The organism is Ignicoccus islandicus DSM 13165 (assembly GCF_001481685.1).
Classification (GTDB): Archaea; Thermoproteota; Thermoprotei_A; order Sulfolobales; family Ignicoccaceae; genus Ignicoccus; species Ignicoccus islandicus.
On sequence record NZ_CP006867.1, the window covers coordinates 1096359 to 1114875 of the forward strand.

Annotated in this window: 18 protein-coding genes, 2 tRNA genes and 1 pseudogene; 11 read left to right on the forward strand and 10 right to left on the reverse strand. The window is 46.2% G+C overall.

The genetic code is table 11. The features are described from left to right. Nucleotides 1–13 precede the first annotated feature (13 nt). The 3 genes and pseudogenes from nadC to EYM_RS07930 all read left to right on the forward strand — a co-directional run. Nucleotides 14–847, forward strand: a complete 834-nt coding sequence (nadC, locus tag EYM_RS06100) for a carboxylating nicotinate-nucleotide diphosphorylase (protein ID WP_075050160.1) — start codon at nucleotides 14–16, stop codon at nucleotides 845–847. Next, entirely contained in the window at nucleotides 844–1584 is a 741-nt protein-coding gene (nadX, locus tag EYM_RS06105; protein WP_075050161.1) for an aspartate dehydrogenase, read from the forward strand. Before nadC ends, nadX begins: the two co-directional genes overlap by 4 nt. 11 nt (nucleotides 1585–1595) lie before the next feature. Continuing rightward, nucleotides 1596–2096: pseudogene (locus EYM_RS07930) on the forward strand (HAD-IB family phosphatase); the annotation flags it as partial. An 84-nt stretch (nucleotides 2097–2180) separates the two neighbouring features. Here EYM_RS07930 and EYM_RS07935 read toward each other — a convergent pair. Then, the gene (locus tag EYM_RS07935; protein ID WP_075050163.1) at nucleotides 2181–2627 is read right to left on the reverse strand and encodes a phosphate-starvation-inducible PsiE family protein; all 447 of its coding nucleotides are present in this window, start codon (nucleotides 2625–2627) and stop codon (nucleotides 2181–2183) included. 111 nt (nucleotides 2628–2738) lie between these two features. On the opposite strand from EYM_RS07935, the gene EYM_RS07840 reads away from it, so the two are divergent. Then, entirely contained in the window at nucleotides 2739–2891 is a 153-nt protein-coding gene (locus EYM_RS07840) for a hypothetical protein (protein ID WP_157058789.1), read from the forward strand. Between the two features lie 26 nt (nucleotides 2892–2917). Here the strand turns inward: EYM_RS07840 and EYM_RS06120 are convergent. Then, nucleotides 2918–2994: transfer RNA gene (locus EYM_RS06120), tRNA-Ala, on the reverse strand. Nucleotides 2995–3095: 101 nt separating this feature from the next. Here EYM_RS06120 and EYM_RS06125 point away from each other — a divergent pair. Continuing rightward, nucleotides 3096–3845 (forward strand): DNA polymerase sliding clamp, encoded by a 750-nt coding sequence (locus EYM_RS06125; protein WP_075050165.1) that lies wholly within the window; start codon nucleotides 3096–3098, stop codon nucleotides 3843–3845. 20 nt (nucleotides 3846–3865) lie between these two features. On the opposite strand, the gene speD is transcribed toward EYM_RS06125, so the two are convergent. Further along, on the reverse strand, nucleotides 3866–4264 hold the full coding sequence (gene speD / locus EYM_RS06130; RefSeq protein ID WP_075050645.1) for an adenosylmethionine decarboxylase: 399 nt from the start codon (nucleotides 4262–4264) through the stop codon (nucleotides 3866–3868). 84 nt (nucleotides 4265–4348) lie between these two features. On the opposite strand from speD, the gene EYM_RS06135 reads away from it, so the two are divergent. From EYM_RS06135 to EYM_RS06145, 3 genes are read left to right on the forward strand one after another with little or no spacing between them, the layout of a single operon-like run. After that, entirely contained in the window at nucleotides 4349–5023 is a 675-nt protein-coding gene (locus tag EYM_RS06135; protein WP_075050167.1) for a phosphorylase family protein, read from the forward strand. Continuing rightward, nucleotides 5020–5274, forward strand: coding sequence for a hypothetical protein (locus EYM_RS06140; protein ID WP_075050168.1), 255 nt, complete (start codon nucleotides 5020–5022; stop codon nucleotides 5272–5274). Before EYM_RS06135 ends, EYM_RS06140 begins: the two co-directional genes overlap by 4 nt. Nucleotides 5275–5307: 33 nt before the next feature. Next, nucleotides 5308–6393, forward strand: a complete 1086-nt coding sequence (locus EYM_RS06145) for a magnesium transporter (protein WP_075050170.1) — start codon at nucleotides 5308–5310, stop codon at nucleotides 6391–6393. Here the strand turns inward: EYM_RS06145 and EYM_RS06150 are convergent. Then, nucleotides 6390–7415: an MBL fold metallo-hydrolase gene (locus EYM_RS06150; protein WP_075050172.1), complete on the reverse strand. Its 1026-nt coding sequence runs from the start codon at nucleotides 7413–7415 to the stop codon at nucleotides 6390–6392. The two genes, EYM_RS06145 and EYM_RS06150, sit on opposite strands and share 4 nt — an antisense overlap. 117 nt (nucleotides 7416–7532) lie before the next feature. Between EYM_RS06150 and EYM_RS06155 the strand changes: the two genes are divergently transcribed. After that, the gene (locus EYM_RS06155) at nucleotides 7533–9611 is read left to right on the forward strand and encodes a DEAD/DEAH box helicase (protein WP_075050174.1); all 2079 of its coding nucleotides are present in this window, start codon (nucleotides 7533–7535) and stop codon (nucleotides 9609–9611) included. Between the two features lie 24 nt (nucleotides 9612–9635). Then, a complete protein-coding gene (locus EYM_RS06160) occupies nucleotides 9636–10847 on the forward strand; it encodes an isopropylmalate synthase (protein ID WP_075050176.1) in 1212 nt (403 codons plus the stop codon). Here the strand turns inward: EYM_RS06160 and EYM_RS06165 are convergent. The 6 genes from EYM_RS06165 to EYM_RS06190 form a co-directional block, all read right to left on the reverse strand. Continuing rightward, nucleotides 10844–11878 carry an isocitrate/isopropylmalate dehydrogenase family protein gene (locus tag EYM_RS06165; RefSeq protein ID WP_269465087.1) on the reverse strand — a complete coding sequence of 345 codons (1035 nt, stop codon included), beginning with the start codon at nucleotides 11876–11878 and terminating at the stop codon, nucleotides 10844–10846. The genes EYM_RS06160 and EYM_RS06165 overlap by 4 nt on opposite strands. 71 nt (nucleotides 11879–11949) lie before the next feature. Then, a complete protein-coding gene (locus EYM_RS06170) occupies nucleotides 11950–14832 on the reverse strand; it encodes a binary toxin-like calcium binding domain-containing protein (protein WP_075050178.1) in 2883 nt (960 codons plus the stop codon). Between the two features lie 76 nt (nucleotides 14833–14908). Then, a complete protein-coding gene (gene psmB / locus EYM_RS06175) occupies nucleotides 14909–15547 on the reverse strand; it encodes an archaeal proteasome endopeptidase complex subunit beta (RefSeq protein ID WP_075050179.1) in 639 nt (212 codons plus the stop codon). 46 nt (nucleotides 15548–15593) lie between these two features. After that, nucleotides 15594–15782 (reverse strand): 50S ribosomal protein L37e, encoded by a 189-nt coding sequence (locus tag EYM_RS06180; protein WP_075050181.1) that lies wholly within the window; start codon nucleotides 15780–15782, stop codon nucleotides 15594–15596. Nucleotides 15783–15796: 14 nt separating this feature from the next. Further along, a complete protein-coding gene (locus tag EYM_RS06185; protein ID WP_075050182.1) occupies nucleotides 15797–16018 on the reverse strand; it encodes an LSm family protein in 222 nt (73 codons plus the stop codon). A gap of 43 nt (nucleotides 16019–16061) precedes the next feature. Continuing rightward, nucleotides 16062–18290, reverse strand: coding sequence for a DEAD/DEAH box helicase (locus tag EYM_RS06190; RefSeq protein WP_075050183.1), 2229 nt, complete (start codon nucleotides 18288–18290; stop codon nucleotides 16062–16064). A 111-nt stretch (nucleotides 18291–18401) separates the two neighbouring features. On the opposite strand from EYM_RS06190, the gene EYM_RS06195 reads away from it, so the two are divergent. Beyond that, nucleotides 18402–18505 (forward strand) — tRNA-Met (locus EYM_RS06195). Nucleotides 18506–18517 lie beyond the last annotated feature (12 nt).

Sequence of the window (18517 nt, forward strand, 5' to 3'; positions counted from 1 at the left end):
CAGGGGACGGGGTTTGCAGTTAGTATTGAAGCTGAGAAGGGACTTCGAGAAGTGGTTAAAGGAAGACGTTCCTTACTACGACGTAACCGTTACTTCAATTAAGGACTTAATTAGAGATGGCGTGTTATTCGGCATCTACTCGAAGGAACCAGTGTACTTGTGCGAACTTGTGGGAATAGTGGAGGAAGCGTTGAGGGACTTCGGGATAGAGGCTAAGTTCGAAAGGGGATGGAGTGAGGGGTGGATTGGCGAAATAAGAGGCGATACCTCAACCATATTAACAATGGAGAGAACTCTCCTAAACTTCTTGATACACGTACTCTCTATTTCCACTGAAGTAAGGAAAGTAAGGGAGTTACTTAACCGAAGCGGTTTCGAAAACGTGAGGTTGGCTACTACAAGGAAAACTGTTCCCGGAATGAGAACGTGGGCGAAGCTCTTCGCCTCTTGCGCGGGGGCCGATACTCATAGGCTTGGCTTAAGCGACATGCTAATGATAAAGGACACCCATCTCGCAGCGGTGGGCGACTTCGAGAAAGCGTTAATTGAAGCATCGAAGAGGAAGAGCTTTTCTCACAAATTGGAAGTAGAGGTAAGGAACGAGGAACAAGCCTTGATAGCTTCCAAATACGCGGACGTAGTAATGCTAGATAACTTCCCACCTGAGAGAGCTAAGGAGGTCGCGTGCAAACTTAAAGCGATGTCTAACGTCATAATTGAGGTGTCTGGCGGCGTAAACAAGGACAACGTGCTTCAATACCTCAACGAATGCATCGACGTAGTCAGTATGGGCTACCTAACCATAAACCCACCACGCGTCGACCTCAGCATGAGGGTCAAGGAATGAAGCTCTGCGTAATAGGTTGCGGCAACGTGGCGCGAATACTGAAGCGAGAACTAGCGAACTACGAGTTCACTTTCTTTGATAGGAATCCAAACAAGTGCTCCGAACTAGGTAAATACGTTAACTCGTTCGAGGAATTAATGGAGGCTGATTGCGATCTGGTAGTTGAAGCGGCTAGCCCTATGGCAGTAAGAGAATACGCCGAAAGAGCCTTGGAAAAGGCCGATTTGGTGGTCCTAAGCGTAGGTGCGCTAATTGACGAAGAGCTCTATAGAAAGCTTGTAGATAAGGCGAAGCTGCTTGGAAGGAGGATATACGTTCCTTCGGGAGCTATTGCCGGAATAGACGCCATAAAGGCCTTGAGAAGGGTGGGAATTAACGAGATAGAAATAGAAGTAAGGAAGAACCCGAAGTCGTTAGGAGTTTCCGCTAACGATGAGAAGGTTTTGTTTTACGGAGACGCCAAGGAAGCCGTCGAGAAGTTCCCATTCAACGTGAACGTTGTAGCGACGCTCAAGCTCGCTTCGGGAGCTCCCGTAAAGGTGAAAGTAGTAGCAGATCCATCAATCAATAGGAACGTTCACACTATAAGGGTGAAGAGTAAGGCAAGCGACATATTCATAAGAGTGGAAAACGTACCCAGCCCGTACAACCCTAAGACCAGTTACTTAGCCGTTCTATCTATAATTGAATTAGTGGAAGAACTCTCCTCGCCTCACGTTATTAGAATTGGTAACTGAGGGAGCGAACCGTGTTTAAGTTCATAGCGTTCGACGTTGACGGAGTGCTACTAACCTTCAAGAGTAGCTGGGCTGAGGTGCACAAAGCCTTCGGTAGCGTTGATTCGATCGAAGACATGAAGGCTTACTTCAAGGGCGAAATAACTTACGAAGAATGGTGTGAAAGAGACCTAAGGAGGTGGAGCGAGGCTCTAGGTAGGGAACCTACCGAGGAAGACATAGCCAATGTGTTCAAGGACATAGACTCGAAAGTTCATCCGTATGCTGGAGAGGCAGTGTCGCTAAGCAAGAGGAGGGGATTGGGAGTAGGGCTCGTGAGCGCAGGTTTGAGCGTCACTACGAGGATTGTGGCAGAGAAACTAGGTATTTACCTATGGAAAGCCAATCCCATAGCAAAGCCGTGTAGGGCTGGAGTTGAACCGAAGAATAAGCTAAGTGCGTTGATAGATATGGTCAACAAGCTTGGAATCTCCCTCGAGGAAACGATATACGTAGGTGATTCCATAATAGATCTCCCTGCGCTCTGGGGGAGCGGTTGTGGAATAGGAGTAGGGAGCGAAGAACTCAAAAATCTGGTTCCCGTCTGGATTAAGGACTTAAGCGACTTTCCCCAGGCGCTTCTCAAGTGCCTCAATCACTTTGCTCCTGCTGAGGCCGATCCATACTACGAACAGTATAAATACAACGATCCCTATGGAGACGATTTTCCATGGATCAGGTTTCTTAATCTCGACTGATATCAATTCCCTTAGCATTGCCAGCATACCTACCTCTACTGCCACTCTCAAGTACTCGTACGTGCTAGTGTACCTAGCTATTACGATCTGGAGCACGTCTATGATTATTAGAGTTAGCAACGCGATGTCTAGCAATTCAACTACTTTCGTCTTATCGAGGGATTTGAGGTCCATGAGGTCGTGATACATGCTCAAGGCGAACCACAATAGAGATATTAGCGTGAATATCGACGTCAGGAGAACCAGCAATATTTCAAGCGACATAACGATGTATTCGAATATCTTACTACCTTCTTTCTTATTCATTTCTCTCTTACCAAGTTAGGAAACTTTTCAGATCAGTTATTGAGTTTTGGTTGCGCGTAGCAACTTTCTTTAAGGCTCTTCTTGAGGTCCCCAATATGAGGTTGATTTGAAATGGCCGGGTTGATAGCGTTAATGATGGCTATAATGGCCTTTTTCCTTACGTTAGGTTTTTCATGCTTTTTGATGAGAATTATAAATAAAGCAACGTCCCTAGCGTTAGCGTTGGTAGTGGCCTTGATCGTGTATTACTTAATACCGATATAGTCCATTTCTAAGATATAGAAATGAGGTGGTGGACCGGCCGGGATTTGAACCCGGGACCTCTCGGGTGCAAACCGAGCGCTCTTCCAGGCTGAGCTACCGGCCCGTTTCCGTCATCTCCCCTCCCGCTTTAAAGTTTTACCTATTACTGTGCGATTATACGATATATTGACCCCAAACTAATTCCTTAAATGGGATGCAAGGAATATGAGGATAGTATACCCGGAAACTAAGGTCTTTCAGAGCATGGTCGAAGCTTTAGGTAAGATAGTGAACGAAGTTGCTTTGATCGCGGACGAGGAAGGTATAGTAATGAAAGCGTTAGATCCAGCCCAAGTGGCTCTTATCCAAGTCAAGATAAACAAAGACGTTTTCCTCGAATACGAAGTCGAAGGCAGAGAGAGCATTGGTTTCAATATAGCCAACGTGCTGAAGTTCATGAAGAGGGCCAAGAAAGGTTACCAATTGGAGCTAGGTACTGAAGAGGGGGGAAGCAAGTTCAGGATTATGTTGAGAGGTACCCTTATCAAGAAGTATACCATCTTAAACCTCGACGTACCGGAACCCGAAGTTCCAGATCTCTCTTCTCTCAATTACTCGGTCAAGGGCTCTATATTGGCCTCAGTCTTGGGAAACGCCATTAAGGACATCGAAGCTATAAGCGATACAGTTTACTTCGAAGCTCCCGATACCGATACTCTACTGATAAAGTCTGGAGAGGGGGAAGCGGCGAGCGTAACGAAGCTCACGAGGGCGTCTACTGCGTTAATAGAGCTGGAGGTAAACGAACCAGCAAAGGGCGCTTACGATGTATCGTTCTTAAAGAACGTAGTCTCTCTCACCAAAGTTTCAGATACCATAGACTTCATGTTTGGTAATGATACGCCCTTGTACTTGAAGTTCAGCATAATTGCGGGAGGAGAAGTGGAGTACTTGCTTGCTCCGCAAGCGATCTAGATAAAAAAGTTTCTGGAATCCTATACGTACATGGAGCGATCGGCTCCGCCCCTCACTACCTTTTTGGCCTTTAGCTCCCTTACTATGTACTCGAAGGCTCTTTCGGGATCCGTGTGACTACCACAAGAGTAAACGTCGACGGTAGCGAATGATAGCTCTGGCCACGTGTGTATGGTTATGTGACTTTCGAGAACTATACCTACCACGCTAACTCCTTCCCCTATTTTCCACGACTTTACGTCGAGGAGGGTCATACCTCCTAACTTCGCTGCGTTAATTACTATTTCCTCTAGCTTCCTTTGATCGCTCAACACTTTAGGATCGCAATTGTACAAGTTACCGTATACGTGTTTTCCGTAAACGGCTGCTCCCTTGTCTCTTCTTTCTAGAGATTTCAGAATTTCTCTGTTTGCTATCATTGCTACCACCTTCACTTGCATTTGGTATAGTAACTCCTTATATCCTCATGCCCCCCAATCAAATGAAGGAGGGCAAGAATTTCAATGGACTGCGAACGGTTGAAGATGCGTACAGCTATAGCTATAGCTGAACCAAACTTTCACAATTTAGTAGAAGGTCTAGAAGTATGTTCCTCACCCTACTCTAAGATATATGAAAACGGAGAGGTTGCAATAATAAAAACGTACTCAGGTCATTACCTTCTCGATACAGTTTACATGCTTAAGGGGCTAGGAATAAGGAACGTGATAGTTATTGATAGCGCCACCTCAATAGTAAGTAACTTAAACATCGGTCAATGGTTACCAGTTTACGCAGCAACGCCCTACCCTAAGATAGAATTAGGGGAAGGGGTAACGCCAGTAGCCGACTATAGGCTCTTGAGAGCAGTAGAGGATCTCATAAAGGAAGAAAACGGACAGATGGTAGCGATAAGCGCCACGACGCTCCTTCCATTAGAAGAGGTAATAAAGGATATCGAATTGCTTAAATCGATAGACGTTAGCCTAATAGATAGGTCTTCTGCATATTTGTATTCGCTGTGCAGAGGATCAATAAGGTGCTTAGTAATTGACGTAGTAGATTCGAACTTAACTAAAGGCGTCGATAAGGCTAAAGTGTATGACGAAGCCGAAAAGTACCTCGAAACGCTCCAGTCCTCGACCAAAGAGCTATTAAATCAGTTAATGAAAATTGAAGGAACGGAGTTAAGGGCATGAAGCTCGACGTAAACTTCGGTAAGATGATAGAGGAGTTCAGGAAATCGTTCAAACCGAAGACTACGCAAAAGAAGGGGATACCACTCTACCTAAGGAAGTGTAAGTACTGTAAATACATCGAGTTAACGTACTGCAAGTACCACGCCGTAACTATACACCCAGAATCGAGAGCGTGTCCAGCATTTTCCCTTCAAGAAAAATACTTGGAAGCATACCAAAAAGGCACCACCCCACAAGAGGCTCAATTATAGACAGCTCTCGCGCCGAGCCTCTAGGGCACGCGAATGCGCTCTCTACTAGCTGAGATACTCAGCATGACGTTACAAGGGCTAGGGGAACTAGCGTCCGGCTACTTGTGGTCGCTTTCTTCCCCGATACTATCTAGGCATCCGTCCATATTGATAGCCTTACCTGGCTTAGCGGAAGACAGAGGAGCCATTTACGGTTCTTTAGCAGCCAAGTACTCGTCAATGCTTTATACCGGTGAAGCTACCTCGCCGAGAGATCTATTGGAAAATAAAGTTACAGCAGTAGCCGTCTTATTGGGCTTGCTAGGAGGTCTCTACGTAGTCTTGTTAACTTCCTTTCTGGGTAACCCTTTGGATGTATTAGCTTACTTCCTAGTTTCTCGAGGATTTACGCTAACGTTAGTTATACCATTCAACGCTTACGCCTCGTTTCTCGCTTTCGTAAAGGGTTTGAACGTAGATTTGGTCGTAGTTTCGACCTCAACAGTTCTCGCAGACATAACAAGTTCGATATCAATACTTCTCACTTTCACGCCATTCGCATTAATAGGAATAGCTTTAATGCTAGTGACGACTTACAAATATTCTAAGAACGTTGGAAGGGAGGACTTGCTTCGCTATAAGGAGTTAATGGTTTCATCCATAATTGCATCGACGCTCTCTACAATCGCAGGTTTCGTTCTAGTAGCTAACGAAGCCCAGAACAATCCAACGCTTCTCTTCATAACACCCCTTACAATGGCCTTAAACGGTTCAGCATCGATGAATTTCTCTTCGTGGTTAGGTACAGCTCTCTTAACGGGTGAAGTGGATTCAAAGGAACTATTCAGAAGCAAGAGGGTCTACGAAATAATGTTAAGAGTTACCTTTACAACGCTCACTGCACTAACGTTAGTTTTACTGCCGGCAATCACGCTGGCTAACATGGATCTGAGGGGTCTCAAATGGGCATTGCTTTCTACCTTAACTCTTAGGTTGGTAATGCCGTACTTATCCATGGTAGTTGCGAGGATAGGGTTCGAGAAGGGGTTGGACCCCGACTTGATAACCATACCATTGCTATCGAGCCTAAACGATATCGTTACTGCTCAAGCGTTAACGACGATGGCGAAGCTGATCTAAAGGGGCATTGGAATTGCATGGAAGCCCCTTAATCGGAGCTTGGAAGCGAAAGAGGTCGCGAAGTTCGATCGCGATGCATCAACGATAACTAGTTTGGGTCTGCTCTCCTCTACGTAGTACATGGTGCCGTTGAAATCGGCGTGATCGCTGAAGGCAACTATCCATCGGTTATCGCTTACCTTCAATCTAACCGAATTTACCAACCACCCGTCTAACCTAATGTGAATCCAGTTCTCGTTCGAGCATTTATGCCACTTATTGTAGTGATCGAACTCAATGAACTGACCGCCCTTAACTAACTCGGAGTACGTATCGGATTCTTTAAGTACGAGGTCACCGAAGCTGTAACCGTGCCTCTCTAGGGCTTTGCTTAGCTTGTAGATCTTGTTAGGAGCAACGAAGGGTTCCTTAACGTTGTACTCCCGTAAGAGTTGCATTACTTCTTGTATCTTCCCGTGATAAGCGTAAATTTTAACTGGCCTACCTAAAGAGAGGGCGTATTCTATTAATTCTATTAGCGATTCCAGTACCTCGTTCTGACTGGGCCTAACGTACTTCGGGTGACCGTAAGTTGCATCTATTATTAATACGTCGAGGTCTTCGACGATGGGCGTTCCGGATCCGGGATTCTTGAAGTCACCGGTATAGAGAGCCCTGAAGCCCTTATCGTTCTCTAATAAGACTTGAACGGAACCGGGTATGTGTTCGGCCCTAACGAAAGTTAGGGTCTCGTCCTCACCGACCCGGAACCTCTCACCAATCCTTAACGCTCTAAGCTTAGAAAGGGGGATTCTTTTCCCATATAGTACCTTCAGCATGTCTATGGTCTCCGGCGTCGCTATAATTGCGCCTTGCGTTCCAATGCTCTTGTTCAAGTCTACAGTATGGTCGCTGTGAGCGTGCGTCACTACTCTGTACTTCCTTCGAGGTATGAAGCCGTCTACGGAGGTGTACTTGCCTAGGGCAATGGCCATGTTCGACCTTACTGACGAGTTCTCTATCAGTCTCTGTGGTAAATTCATCTCGCTTCAACTAGAGAGATCGCTTGGGAGATTGATAAGAGCTCCCTGAAGCTCGAAAATTTCGCGCTCTTTCCATTTATTCGCTTACCGAACATGGGACGTATAGGACGTTAACCAATGGAACTCCCACCAGACGTAAAAGCGTGGTTAGAGGGTAGGGGCATAACGGATCTTTACCCAATACAGAAGAAAGCGGTAGAAGCGGGGTTATTCAAAGGTCATTCCTTACTCGTTTCAGCGCCAACCGGTTCCGGGAAAACTCTGGTTGCTGAAATGGCTATAGCCAACGCACTGTTCGAAGGAAAGAAAGCTATCTACTTAGTGCCGTTGAGGAGCTTGGCTTTCGAGAAACTAAGGAGCCTGAGAAAGGGCTTTGAGGGATGGAAAATAGAAGTTAGCGTTGGCGACTATCACAAGCCTCAATTAGGAGATTTCGACGTACTAATAGCTACTTACGAGAGGATGGATTCTATTCTAAGGCACTCAACCAGTTCTATAAGTGAAGTGGGAGTGGTAGTAGTAGACGAAGTACACTACGTTGACGATGAGGACAGGGGACCAACGCTCGAAGTAGTAATAACCCAACTGAAGAGGCTTGGGACGCAGCTGATAGCGCTCTCTGCAACTATAGGGAACCTCGGAGAGCTCGCTAGGTGGTTAGGGGCAGTACTGGTAGTGGACAACTGGAGGCCAGTTCCGCTTAGAGAGGGAGTGATGAACTCCAAGGAATACGTAATATGGTTCGAAGACGGCTACGAGGAAGTTCCAAAAAAGACCGGAAAGGCTCCGCTGGACGTAGCCCTCTACAAGCTCAACAAGGGCGAGCAAGTGCTCTATTTCGCAAAAACGAGGAAGAACGCGGAGAAGGCGGCCGAAGAGGTTGCGAAGGTCTTCAATCGAACGAAGGAATCTCTCGAATGGGCGGAACAGCTCAGGCTTGAAGTAGAGGGGGAGTTGGGGGAGAGGCTCTCCCAGTTGGTCTCGAGGGGAGTAGCCTTCCATCACGCCGGCTTAACTAACGAGGCAAGGGAAATAGTAGAAGAGGCCTTCAGAGCCGGCGTCGTCAAGTTCCTGGCCGCCACTCCAACTCTCGCGGCCGGCGTCAACTTACCAGCTAAAACCGTTGTTATTGAGAGCGCGTATCGATTTGAATTAGAGAAGGGTTCCGTACCAATCAAAGTCTCTGAGTATAAGCAAATGGCTGGAAGGGCGGGAAGGCCCGGCCTCGACAAGGAAGGAACTTCAATTCTAATTGTTAACGGTAACGTAGATCTCTTTTTCGAAAGGTACGTTAAAGGGTTTCCCGAAGACGTAGAGAGCTCGTTAGTTAGACCGAGAGCGCTGCGGAGAGCGATCTTAGGTTTGCTTGCAAGCGGCTTTGCTAGGGACTTGGATGACGCTATAGAGTTCTTCAAGGATACCCTCTACGCGATTCAAGTGGAAAGCGTTGTTGAAGTGGAAAGGGAAGTCAAATCGGTCATGAGGTTCCTAAAGAAGAACGGAATGATAGATAGCAGAGGCAGACTCACGGAATTCGGAAAGAGGGTGGCCTTGTCGTACGTTGATCCATTGGGCGTAAAGATAGTACTAGACTCGTTGAGGAAGAGAGTCGGGAAGGCCTCGACGCTCGGCTATCTTCACTTGGTCTCGCTCACCCCAGACATGCCATTAAAGTTCGTTAACAAATGGGAGATGAGGTCCCTAAGCAACGCTCTAAACGAACTGGAGGTAGACCTAATAGCGAGGGAGGTCGAAGACTTCGATCCGACGATATACTTCTCTGCCTTAAAAACAGCCCTAATTCTTAAGGACTGGGTTAACGAGGTCCCTGAAGACGAAATATCGAAGAAGTACTCCGTATACCCCGGGGACGTGAGAGTTTACGCCGATACCGCTTCTTGGTTAGTTCACGCTTACTCGGAACTGGCTAGGTTCAAGGGCATGGATTCTCACTCGAGGGCGTTAGCTTCGCTGGAGATTCGATTGAAGTACGGCGTTCGGGAAGAGTTGGTCGAATTGGTTACCCTAAAATACATTGGGAGGGCCAGAGCTAGGAAGCTCTGGTTACATGGAATAAGATCCAGAGAGGACCTACTTAATGCTGGGGAAAGGAAGTTAGCTTCGATTCTGGGCCCGAAAGTTGCCAAGAAGGTTATTGAACAATTGGAGAGGGAACTTAGTTTTAATTTTAAATAGCCCTTTACGCTAGAGCGTTGGGTGGTGCTTATTGTTGAGAACAAGTTATATGACGAAGTAGAATCCCTACCCGAGAGAGTCAGGATCTTCGATACTACTCTAAGGGATGGCGAGCAAACGGCCGGTATAAGCTTCACGAAGGAACAGAAGCTAATGATTGCTAGGCAATTAGCCAAGTTAGGGGTAGCCAGCATAGAGGCTGGCTTCCCGGCCTCCTCTCCCGGCGAGCTGGAAGCCGTTAAGGCAATAGCTAACGAGGGCCTAGGCGTTGAAATAGTAGGCCTGGCTAGATCGAATAAGAGAGATATAGACAAGGCACTAGACGCCAACGTTGACGCAATTCACGTCTTCATTGCAGCGTCAGACATTCACTTAAAGTATAAGTTAAGAATGACGAGGGAGGAAGCCCTTCGAGCCGCGATAGAAGCAGTAGAGTACGCCAAGGAACATGGTGTAGTGGTCGAATTTAGTCCCGAGGACGCTACCAGAGCCGATCTGAAATACCTCTATACTATGGTAGAAAGCGTTGTGGATGCCGGGGCGGACAGAGTAGACATACCAGATACAGTAGGCGTTATGACTCCTACCAGGATGAAGTACCTAATAAGATACATATTACCCGCAGCTAAGGGGAGAATAGTTAGCGTCCATTGTCACAACGACTTCGGTCTCGCGGTGGCCAACAGCATAAGCGGTATCGAAGCTGGCGCTCAACAAGCTCACGTAACTGTCAACGGAATAGGCGAAAGGGCAGGTAACGCCGCGTTAGAGGAGGTCGTAGCCGCGCTCGAATTTCTACTGAACGTACGAACTGGAGTTAAAACAGAGCTCCTTTACGAAACTAGCCTGTTGGTTTCGAAGCTATCGGGTATACCGATACCTCCGAACAAGCCTATCGTGGGCGCTAACGCTTTCGCTCACGAATCCGGGATCCACGTTCACGGCGTAATAAACAACCCGTTCACCTACGAGCCAATAAGACCTGAAATGGTCGGCCAGAAGAGGAGGATAGTTCTAGGTAAGCACAGTGGAAGACACGGCGTCGAGCATGCGCTGAAGACCTTAGGGTACCCAACCCATCCGGACCTCGTCCTAGTTGTGTTAAAGAAAGTCAAGGAGTACGGCGACAAGGGAATGAGGGTTACTGAAGAGGAGTTCCGGAAGATAGTAGAGGAATCTCTAAGGGAATTGGAAGAAAAGGAGGCTAGGGCTGAAGAGATTAAAAAGAACGTCTAAATTCTTTTGACCACTTCTTCGGCAAACTCCTTGGTCCCCAAGTTACCGCCCAAGTCCCTGGTCTTGAGGCCTTCCTTAAGGGTCTCTTCAATGGCCCTAACGAGATCTCTCGAGGCTTTGGAACCGTTCCTCAATCCCTTCTTCGCTTCCAACCACTCTAACATCATGGAGGCAGCCAACATAGTCGCTATAGGGTTAGCTAAGTTCTTTCCAGCTATATCGAAGGCCGCTCCGTGGACCGGTTCGAACAAGGCTCTTTCGTCTCCTACGTTAGCCGAAGGAGATAGGCCCAAGCTTCCGACTACTTGGGCTGCTAAGTCGGACAATATATCACCAAATACGTTAGGCGTGAGCATTACGTCGAACCTGTGGGGGTTCCTAACTAATTCCATTGCTGCCGCGTCCACGTACATCTCGTCTACCTCGACGCCTTCCTTCTCCAAGACTTCCCTAGCCACTTCCCTGAACAAACCACACGTTTTCCTCATAACGTTGGCCTTGTGTATTATAGTTACCTTATTAGACCTCCTTTTAGCGTATTCGGCTGCTACCTTGGAAATTCTACGAACTTCTCTTTCGCTAGTTAGCCTCAAGCCTACCGCTACTTTCTGTCCTAGGGAAGTTTGAGGAAGGAAGTTCTCTGCACCAATATATAAGTCTTCTATGTTTTCTCGTACTATTATAATGTCTATATTCTCTTTAAGAGCTGGCACTCCGGGTAAAGTTTTGGCGGGCCTTATGTTAGAGTATAGATCGAGCTCCCTCCTCAATCTAACGATAACGTCGGCCGCAGTTTCGCCTACTGGACCTTTAAGTATTGCGTCGCTCTGGAGTATTTTCTCGTAGCTTTCCTTAGGAAGCGCTTCCCCGTATTTCTCCTTAGCCCTATCGCCGGCCTCGACTTCAATGAATTCTATATTAAGCGAATATTTTTCAATTAACTTTTTCAATACTAGTAAGGTAGCTCCAACTACTTCCGGACCTATTCCATCGCCTTTTATAACTGCGACTTTCACCATTTCTATAACCATAAGGTAAGCCCTTAACGAGCAAATAAGTTTCAGTTCAAATAAGAGATTATGTTAAAAAACACTCAAATTTACTACTTCAATGGGGAAATCATAAGAGACATAGAAACGCTTATTGAGGCAGTGTAAGCTCCGGGTTCGAACGGTGCCACGTTACCAGCGAACAAGCTCTCACCCAAGTTGATTTGAGTAGTACTTCCAACGTTCCTTATTAACGGTAGCTCCATTGATCCAATTAACTCGTTCTTTAATTCTCCTCCATCGTATTTCTGTAAGTAGACGTTTAGTGCTACGACCTTTCCATCAACAACCTTAGGCTTCAATACGAACTTTATATCTCTATAGCCTAGAGCAGGGTTCACGTCTACCACTTGAACGTCACCGTTCACTTTTAACAACAGCTTCACGTTCACTACAGCATAAGGTTTCTCATCATCTAGGTCGTAGACTACCATTACCGAGTTCTTTATCTTGGTCTCCACCACGTGTCCAGGAAGTTCTATATCTGCGTAGAGGTTATCTAGGAACTCCGGTGGAATGTTAAATATCTGTTGAAGTTCAACCTTAACTATCAGCTCTAAGTTACCGAGTGGCGCTACGTCCACGTTATCAAATACGCCATCTCCGTCAGTATCAGGCCTCAACGGGCTCGTGTGATATACCTTGACTTCTTGGTAGTCGGTTAGACCGTCCTTATCAGTATCGTTGCTGAGCGGGTTAGTATGATATTCCACTACTTCCTGATAGTCGGTCAAGTTATCCTTATCGCTATCTTTAACTAGAGGATCTGTGTGATACCTAACTATCTCCTCGTAGTCAGTTAAACCGTCTTCGTCAGTGTCCTTCTTCAATGGGTCAGTGTGATATACCTTGACTTCTTGGTAATCAGTTAGACCATCACCGTCGGTATCTGGTCTCAATGGATTAGTATGCGATATAGCCAGTTCGTAGTAGTCAGTCAATTCATCGCCATCTGTATCGTTCTTCAATGGATCGGTGTGGTATACCTTAACTTCTTGATAATCAGAGAGTTTATCTCCGTCGGAGTCGTTCTTCAAGGGGTTCGTTCCATATATGACTGCCTCTTGGTAATCAGTTAGTTCGTCTCCATCCGTGTCTTGCTTTAGCGGATCAGTATGGTAAACCTTAACTTCTTGATAGTCGGTTAGACCATCACCGTCAGTGTCCTTCTGTAATGGGCTAGTGAAGTAAACGAAGAGCTCTTCGTAGTCAGTTAATCCCTCACCGTCAGTGTCGTTCTTCAATGGGTTGGTTTCATATATGAATATCTCGTCGTAATCAGTAATGTTGTCCCCATCTGTATCCTTCTTCAATGGATTAGTATGGTACTTCACTATTTCATCGTAGTCAGTTATTTTATCTCCATCAGTATCTGCCAAGGACGGACTGGTATGGTAAACCATTACTTCTTGATAATCAGTAAGCTTATCTCCGTCAGTATCTGGGTTCAGTGGATCAGTGTGGTAAACCTTGGCCTCTTGGAAGTCCGTTAGTCCGTCGCCATCGGTATCGGGGTCGAGCGGGTTAGTGCCGTATTTGAATATCTCTTCGTAGTCAGTTAGACCATCGCTATCGGTATCGTTAAGAATGGGCGATGTATGGTATACTGATACTTCTACGTAATCACCGATGCCGTCGCCGTCAGTATCTGGACTCAGGGGATTTGTCTTATAAACGAAAACTTCATCGAAATCGCTTAGCCCATCTCCGTCCGAATCAGGCGTTAGGGGGTTTGTCCCGAACGCTTTAACTTCTTGGTAATCGCTCAATCCGTCTCCGTCCGTGTCTTGGCTCAAGGGATTGGTATGATAGACGAAGAGCTCTTCGTAGTCAGTTAGACCATCGCTATCGGTATCTGGGTTTATGGGACTCGTGTGGTAAACCTTTACTTCCTCGTAATCGCTTAGACCGTCTCCATCCGTGTCCTTCTTCAACGGGCTCGTGCCGAAGACGATCAATTCGTTGTAATCGCTTAGCCCATCCCCGTCCGTGTCCTTACTTAAGGGGTTGGTTCCGTAGACCTTTATCTCCTCGTAGTCCGTTAGACCGTCCTCGTCGCTGTCCTTCATGAGTGGATTGGTGTGGTAAACCTTGACTTCTTGGTAATCAGTTAGACCGTCCTTATCAGTATCGTTGCTGAGCGGGTTAGTGCCATATATTTTGACTTCGTCGAAAGCGTTCAAGCCGTCCTTATCGGGGTCAGTTAGACTTACGTTAAGGAAAAGCGCTGCTCCAGAAAGGTCCTTCGAGAGAAGTATTACGGCGCTGTCTACGTCTTTCGTGACCCAGTATAGTTTCACCGTTACGTTCCCTTTAGTTACGTTAATGTCGTAAACGCGCTTGCTTAACGGGAAGGCAATTTGCTTCGGACTAATTCCAGCGATTTCGCCGTTCTTTACTACTATGGTAAATAACTTGGGATAGTCGGAAGTCTTAACGTTAAATGTTAGCAGTAATTTGCCTATGGATGCATATAGGTTCTCTAGAACGTCCCTGAGGTTATTCTCGAAACTGAGTCTAACTGTGGTCGAATTAGTTACGAAGGAGCATTTCTCTATAGGAACACTTAACTCATTCGTTTGGACGTTCAAAGCCACGTTAAATGTACTGACCGTCTTATTGGCCGCGTTCCTAAGTTCTATCTTCAAGGCATTACATGGGAATGTGTAGTTGAGTTCCTTCAGTGGTATCTCTAGTTTAATTAAGGTTGAGACGTGATTCAAGGGTACGTAGTATTCCTCGGAAGTTATACCGCAAGCATCGACCACAACCTTCATGGTAGCAGCGTTCTCTAGGGTTAGAGGTACTGCTACGAACGGCTTCGGGTAATCCTTGGAAATCTCGCAGATTATAGCGTTAGGTGCGTTTATAGTTGGAAGTTGCATAGCGACGGAGGCAAATATCAGTGCCGAAATTACGAAGACCGTTTTCTTCAAAGCAATTATCCCGTGAAAAAGAACCAGAGGACTATATTTTTCCTTATCCTCCTTACCGAGTATAACGAGTTTTAATTCAAGCTATTTTGAAGGTTAGACCCTTTACCTCATCTAGGGTATGTCTCTCAAACTTTATGCCGCCTTCGGTAATTATAGCCACGTCTATGCCTTCTCCCGAAGCAGTGTCTCTCTGGGTAGCGGCGTAGACTGCCTTGAGAGCTAACTTAACAGCTTCCTCTACCTCCATGTCTTCTCTATATTCAGCTTCTAAGACGCCTACTGCCATAGGCGATCCCGAGCCCGTTACGAGGAACTTCTCTTCTGCAACTGTTCCGAACCAATCCAAACTGAAGAGTCTCGGTGCCGTGTCGTAACCTCCTAATAGGAACTGAACTATGTATGGGTAATACCTAGACGCTCCAAACAATATGTTGGAAAGGAAGGTGGCAGCTGCCCTTACGCTCATCCTTTTTCCGACGCTTAACTCATATCTCTTTACTTCGTTCCTCAGTACTTCGGCTAACATCTGAGCGTCTGCAACTAGGCCGGCCGTAGTTAAGGCCATGTAATCGGAAATCTTTATTATTTTTACCACGTTCTTGTGTACAATCATGTTTCCAGCAGTAGCCCTCTTATCTGCCGCTAGAATTACTGCGTTTGAAGTCCTTATACCAACGGTAGTTGTGCCCTTGATTGGTTTAGGTTTATAGTCCATTTTCTTATCCCTATGAGCTTGGCACTGTGGAAGGCAAAAAAACCGTTTACCTAAGCCTCTGCCTAGTCCAAGATTTCTTGTTCTGCCAACTGTACCTTCTCATTCTCTTAGACCTACCGTAACCGCAAGCAACGCAGTAGCCCTTACTTACGTTGAATGAATGTCTTCCACATCTTCTACATCTTATATGGGTCTTGTTTTTGTTCATTTTACCGAACGAAGGCGTACCCTTCACTTCTACTCACCACCTTAGCCGTTGAGTACAGGAGATACAAATACTACGCTATCTCCTCTAATTAGAATTTTACCTAAAGGCTTACTTCCGTTCTCCTTAACCTCCTCGGCGTCTTCTAGTACTATGTTTAAGTGCATATCAAAGGTCCTTAACTTACCTCTAACGACTCCAGACCTTAGCTTTATCAGTACGATTGATCCCAAGGCGTCCGCTAAGAGCTTATGAGCGGTGCTCATTCTCACGTACCCAGCCTTGCCCTCACTTTAAAGTTATAAATAGTTAATTTGGCGCGAGTTCGCCTAGGCCTCCGCCCTTCAAGTTTTCCTTGGCTAACTCCCTCTTAACCTCCCTTAGTTTCCTTACTTGGACTATTTCCCACTTAGGTTCCAATTTGTAAAGTTCCAATCTGGCTAACCCTTGCCTATAGAATATTCCCCCTAAGTCGTGGTCTATGTCCCAAACGTCTACCACTAACCCCTTCTTCTTTCCGGGATAAGGTCTGGTCACTCTTCCTATTCTCTGCAACGTTCGGGTTTGAGACCTGCCGCCGGCAGCCAATATTAATGTCCTCAACGGAGGTATGTCCAGGCCTTCGTCTGCTAGAGTGGTGGCTATCAGAACGTCGAGTTTCTCTTCTTTTACCAATCTCAACGCAGTGCTCCTTTGGGCGGAGCTCTCCTTTCCAGTTAGTACCATTGAGCTCATTCCCTTTGACTTAATTGCGCTATATATTTCGTTAGCGTGCTTTATCTCTTTTGTTAGCACTAGAACAGGTTTGGGTGCCGAGAGCGCTATTTCGGCTATTTCCTCGTTCCTCTTCTCATTATAGAATACATAGTTTTTCAATTTAGCGTACTTCCTAGCCCCGCTGAGCCCTTGCAGTTCCGATAACGCCTCTTTCGGTATCTCGAGCTGTCTCCTCCACATTATTATCTTTACGGGAACTAAGTAGCCTTTTTCTATGAGTTCACTCGACGTAATCTTCCTTTCAGCGACGTCTCCAACTAAAGCGTAGATCAACACGTCCCTTCCATCGTCTCGCCAAGGAGTGGCAGAGAGACCCAAGCGAAGGGAGCTCTTATTATAACTCAAGACCTCGCTTACCGTTCTAGCTGGAACGTGTTGCACCTCGTCCACTATTACTAGTCCGGCCTTCTCGTATTCGCTTACTAACTTCGACGCTTTTTCAGTGCCCAGTTCAACCCAGTCGATCAAGATCTCCTCTGCTACTTCTTTCTCCTTAATGGATCTAACTTTACCTAACTTCTCTAGGGATTTATAGAGCGTCTGAACGGTACAAGCAACGATAGGCTTTTCCACATCGAAATTCTCCGAATCAACTAACCCGGCTTCGAGTCCATACTTTTTGAACCTTTCAACTGCTTGAATGTTTAGGGTTCTGTTAAGACTTAGGAAGAATACCTTCCCTGTAACTCCCCTTTCAAGTAACTCCTTCGCTACTGCGACCGCCATCTCGGTTTTTCCCGCACCCGTCGCTGCTTGTATAGTGGCTGCCCCTTGCAACCTTAACAGCTTAAGCGCTGAATTCACGGCTTCCCTTTGATAGTCTCTCAAGAACTCTTGTTTAGTTTCCTCTGGAACTTCAGGAGCGTATCTAATTCCGTAGTCCTTTCCAAGAATTTTCAATACTCTGGACAGAAGTCCTCTGTAGGTCTCGATAGTGCCGTCGCTCGTATCTATTTCGTAAAGTCTCTTAGTTACGCCCCTTAGTTCCAATTCGTCTCCTACTTGAACCCACTTGTATTCACAGTAACTGAGACCGCGTTCCCTCCTAAGTTTCTCTAAAGTCGGATTTCTTATTTCGCATTCCTCTAACGGTTCTATTTCGCTCAAGAACTTCGGTATTTCCTCAATATCAAGCTTGACTACAACCTTATCTCCCTTGAATATTATCTTTCTTTCTTGACCAACCGCTTTTTCAAGAGCTTTGGCAGCAACGAGTGCCCTAGTTTCCATAGCGTTCCTGAAGATTACTTCAACCACTTCCTTCGGTAAGGGATTATCTGGAGCAACGCAAAACCTTCCATTCTCATATCTCATGTACTTCGCAAGTTTCTTGAAGTCCTCGCCATCGAGTTTGCGCAACTTGAAACATAGCTCCCCTTGGACCTCATTCGAAAGTTCGTCTATGTACATATCTATGTAGCTTAAAGCGTCAACTACAGATTCTCTATTTAGAACTACTTCGAACCTAGACTCCTCATCTCTATACTCTATTCCTATGCCCATTTCGGAGAGTTCTTCGAGGAGTCCTATTACGTTCTCCGCTTCCGGTAAGCGAAATTGCGGTTTCAAGTACCAATTCTTCGACTCTCTGTCCCAGTTGGCCTTCAATTCCCTCATTATTTCTAACTGCCTTTTGAACTCTGAGTCCGTTAGCGATCGTTTCTTAATGAAAACTAGCTTTGGATTCTTGGCACCTAATCGCTCAAGTAGTTCCTCGTCGAATAATAGCGTTGCCACTGCTAATACGTTTGGGTCGGTCATTTTCGTTAGGTACCGCTCTTGCTTTAACGGATCAGCTTTATCAATGAATTAGCGAACGGTCCTTCCTAGCGAATGACTTATAATCTTCAATGCTTGCCACCTAAACCGGGTGCCGCCGTAGCTCAGCCGGGCAGAGCGCCGGGCCCATATGGCACCGGAGAGAACCGATCTGGGAAACCCGGTGGCCCGGGGTTCAAATCCCCGCGGCGGCACCACGTTTCCCACAG

Coding starts and splice junctions, on each gene's coding strand:
- nadX (WP_075050161.1), top strand. CDS start 844: ATGAAGCTCTGCGTAATAGGTTGCGGCAACGTGGCGCGAATACTGAAG.
- EYM_RS07935 (WP_075050163.1), bottom strand. CDS start 2,627: ATGAATAAGAAAGAAGGTAGTAAGATATTCGAATACATCGTTATGTCG.
- EYM_RS07840 (WP_157058789.1), top strand. CDS start 2,739: ATGGCCGGGTTGATAGCGTTAATGATGGCTATAATGGCCTTTTTCCTT.
- EYM_RS06125 (WP_075050165.1), top strand. CDS start 3,096: ATGAGGATAGTATACCCGGAAACTAAGGTCTTTCAGAGCATGGTCGAA.
- speD (WP_075050645.1), bottom strand. CDS start 4,264: ATGATAGCAAACAGAGAAATTCTGAAATCTCTAGAAAGAAGAGACAAG.
- EYM_RS06135 (WP_075050167.1), top strand. CDS start 4,349: ATGGACTGCGAACGGTTGAAGATGCGTACAGCTATAGCTATAGCTGAA.
- EYM_RS06140 (WP_075050168.1), top strand. CDS start 5,020: ATGAAGCTCGACGTAAACTTCGGTAAGATGATAGAGGAGTTCAGGAAA.
- EYM_RS06145 (WP_075050170.1), top strand. CDS start 5,308: ATGCGCTCTCTACTAGCTGAGATACTCAGCATGACGTTACAAGGGCTA.
- EYM_RS06150 (WP_075050172.1), bottom strand. CDS start 7,415: ATGAATTTACCACAGAGACTGATAGAGAACTCGTCAGTAAGGTCGAAC.
- EYM_RS06155 (WP_075050174.1), top strand. CDS start 7,533: ATGGAACTCCCACCAGACGTAAAAGCGTGGTTAGAGGGTAGGGGCATA.
- EYM_RS06165 (WP_269465087.1), bottom strand. CDS start 11,878: ATGGTTATAGAAATGGTGAAAGTCGCAGTTATAAAAGGCGATGGAATA.
- psmB (WP_075050179.1), bottom strand. CDS start 15,547: ATGGACTATAAACCTAAACCAATCAAGGGCACAACTACCGTTGGTATA.
- EYM_RS06185 (WP_075050182.1), bottom strand. CDS start 16,018: ATGAGCACCGCTCATAAGCTCTTAGCGGACGCCTTGGGATCAATCGTA.
- EYM_RS06190 (WP_075050183.1), bottom strand. CDS start 18,290: ATGACCGACCCAAACGTATTAGCAGTGGCAACGCTATTATTCGACGAG.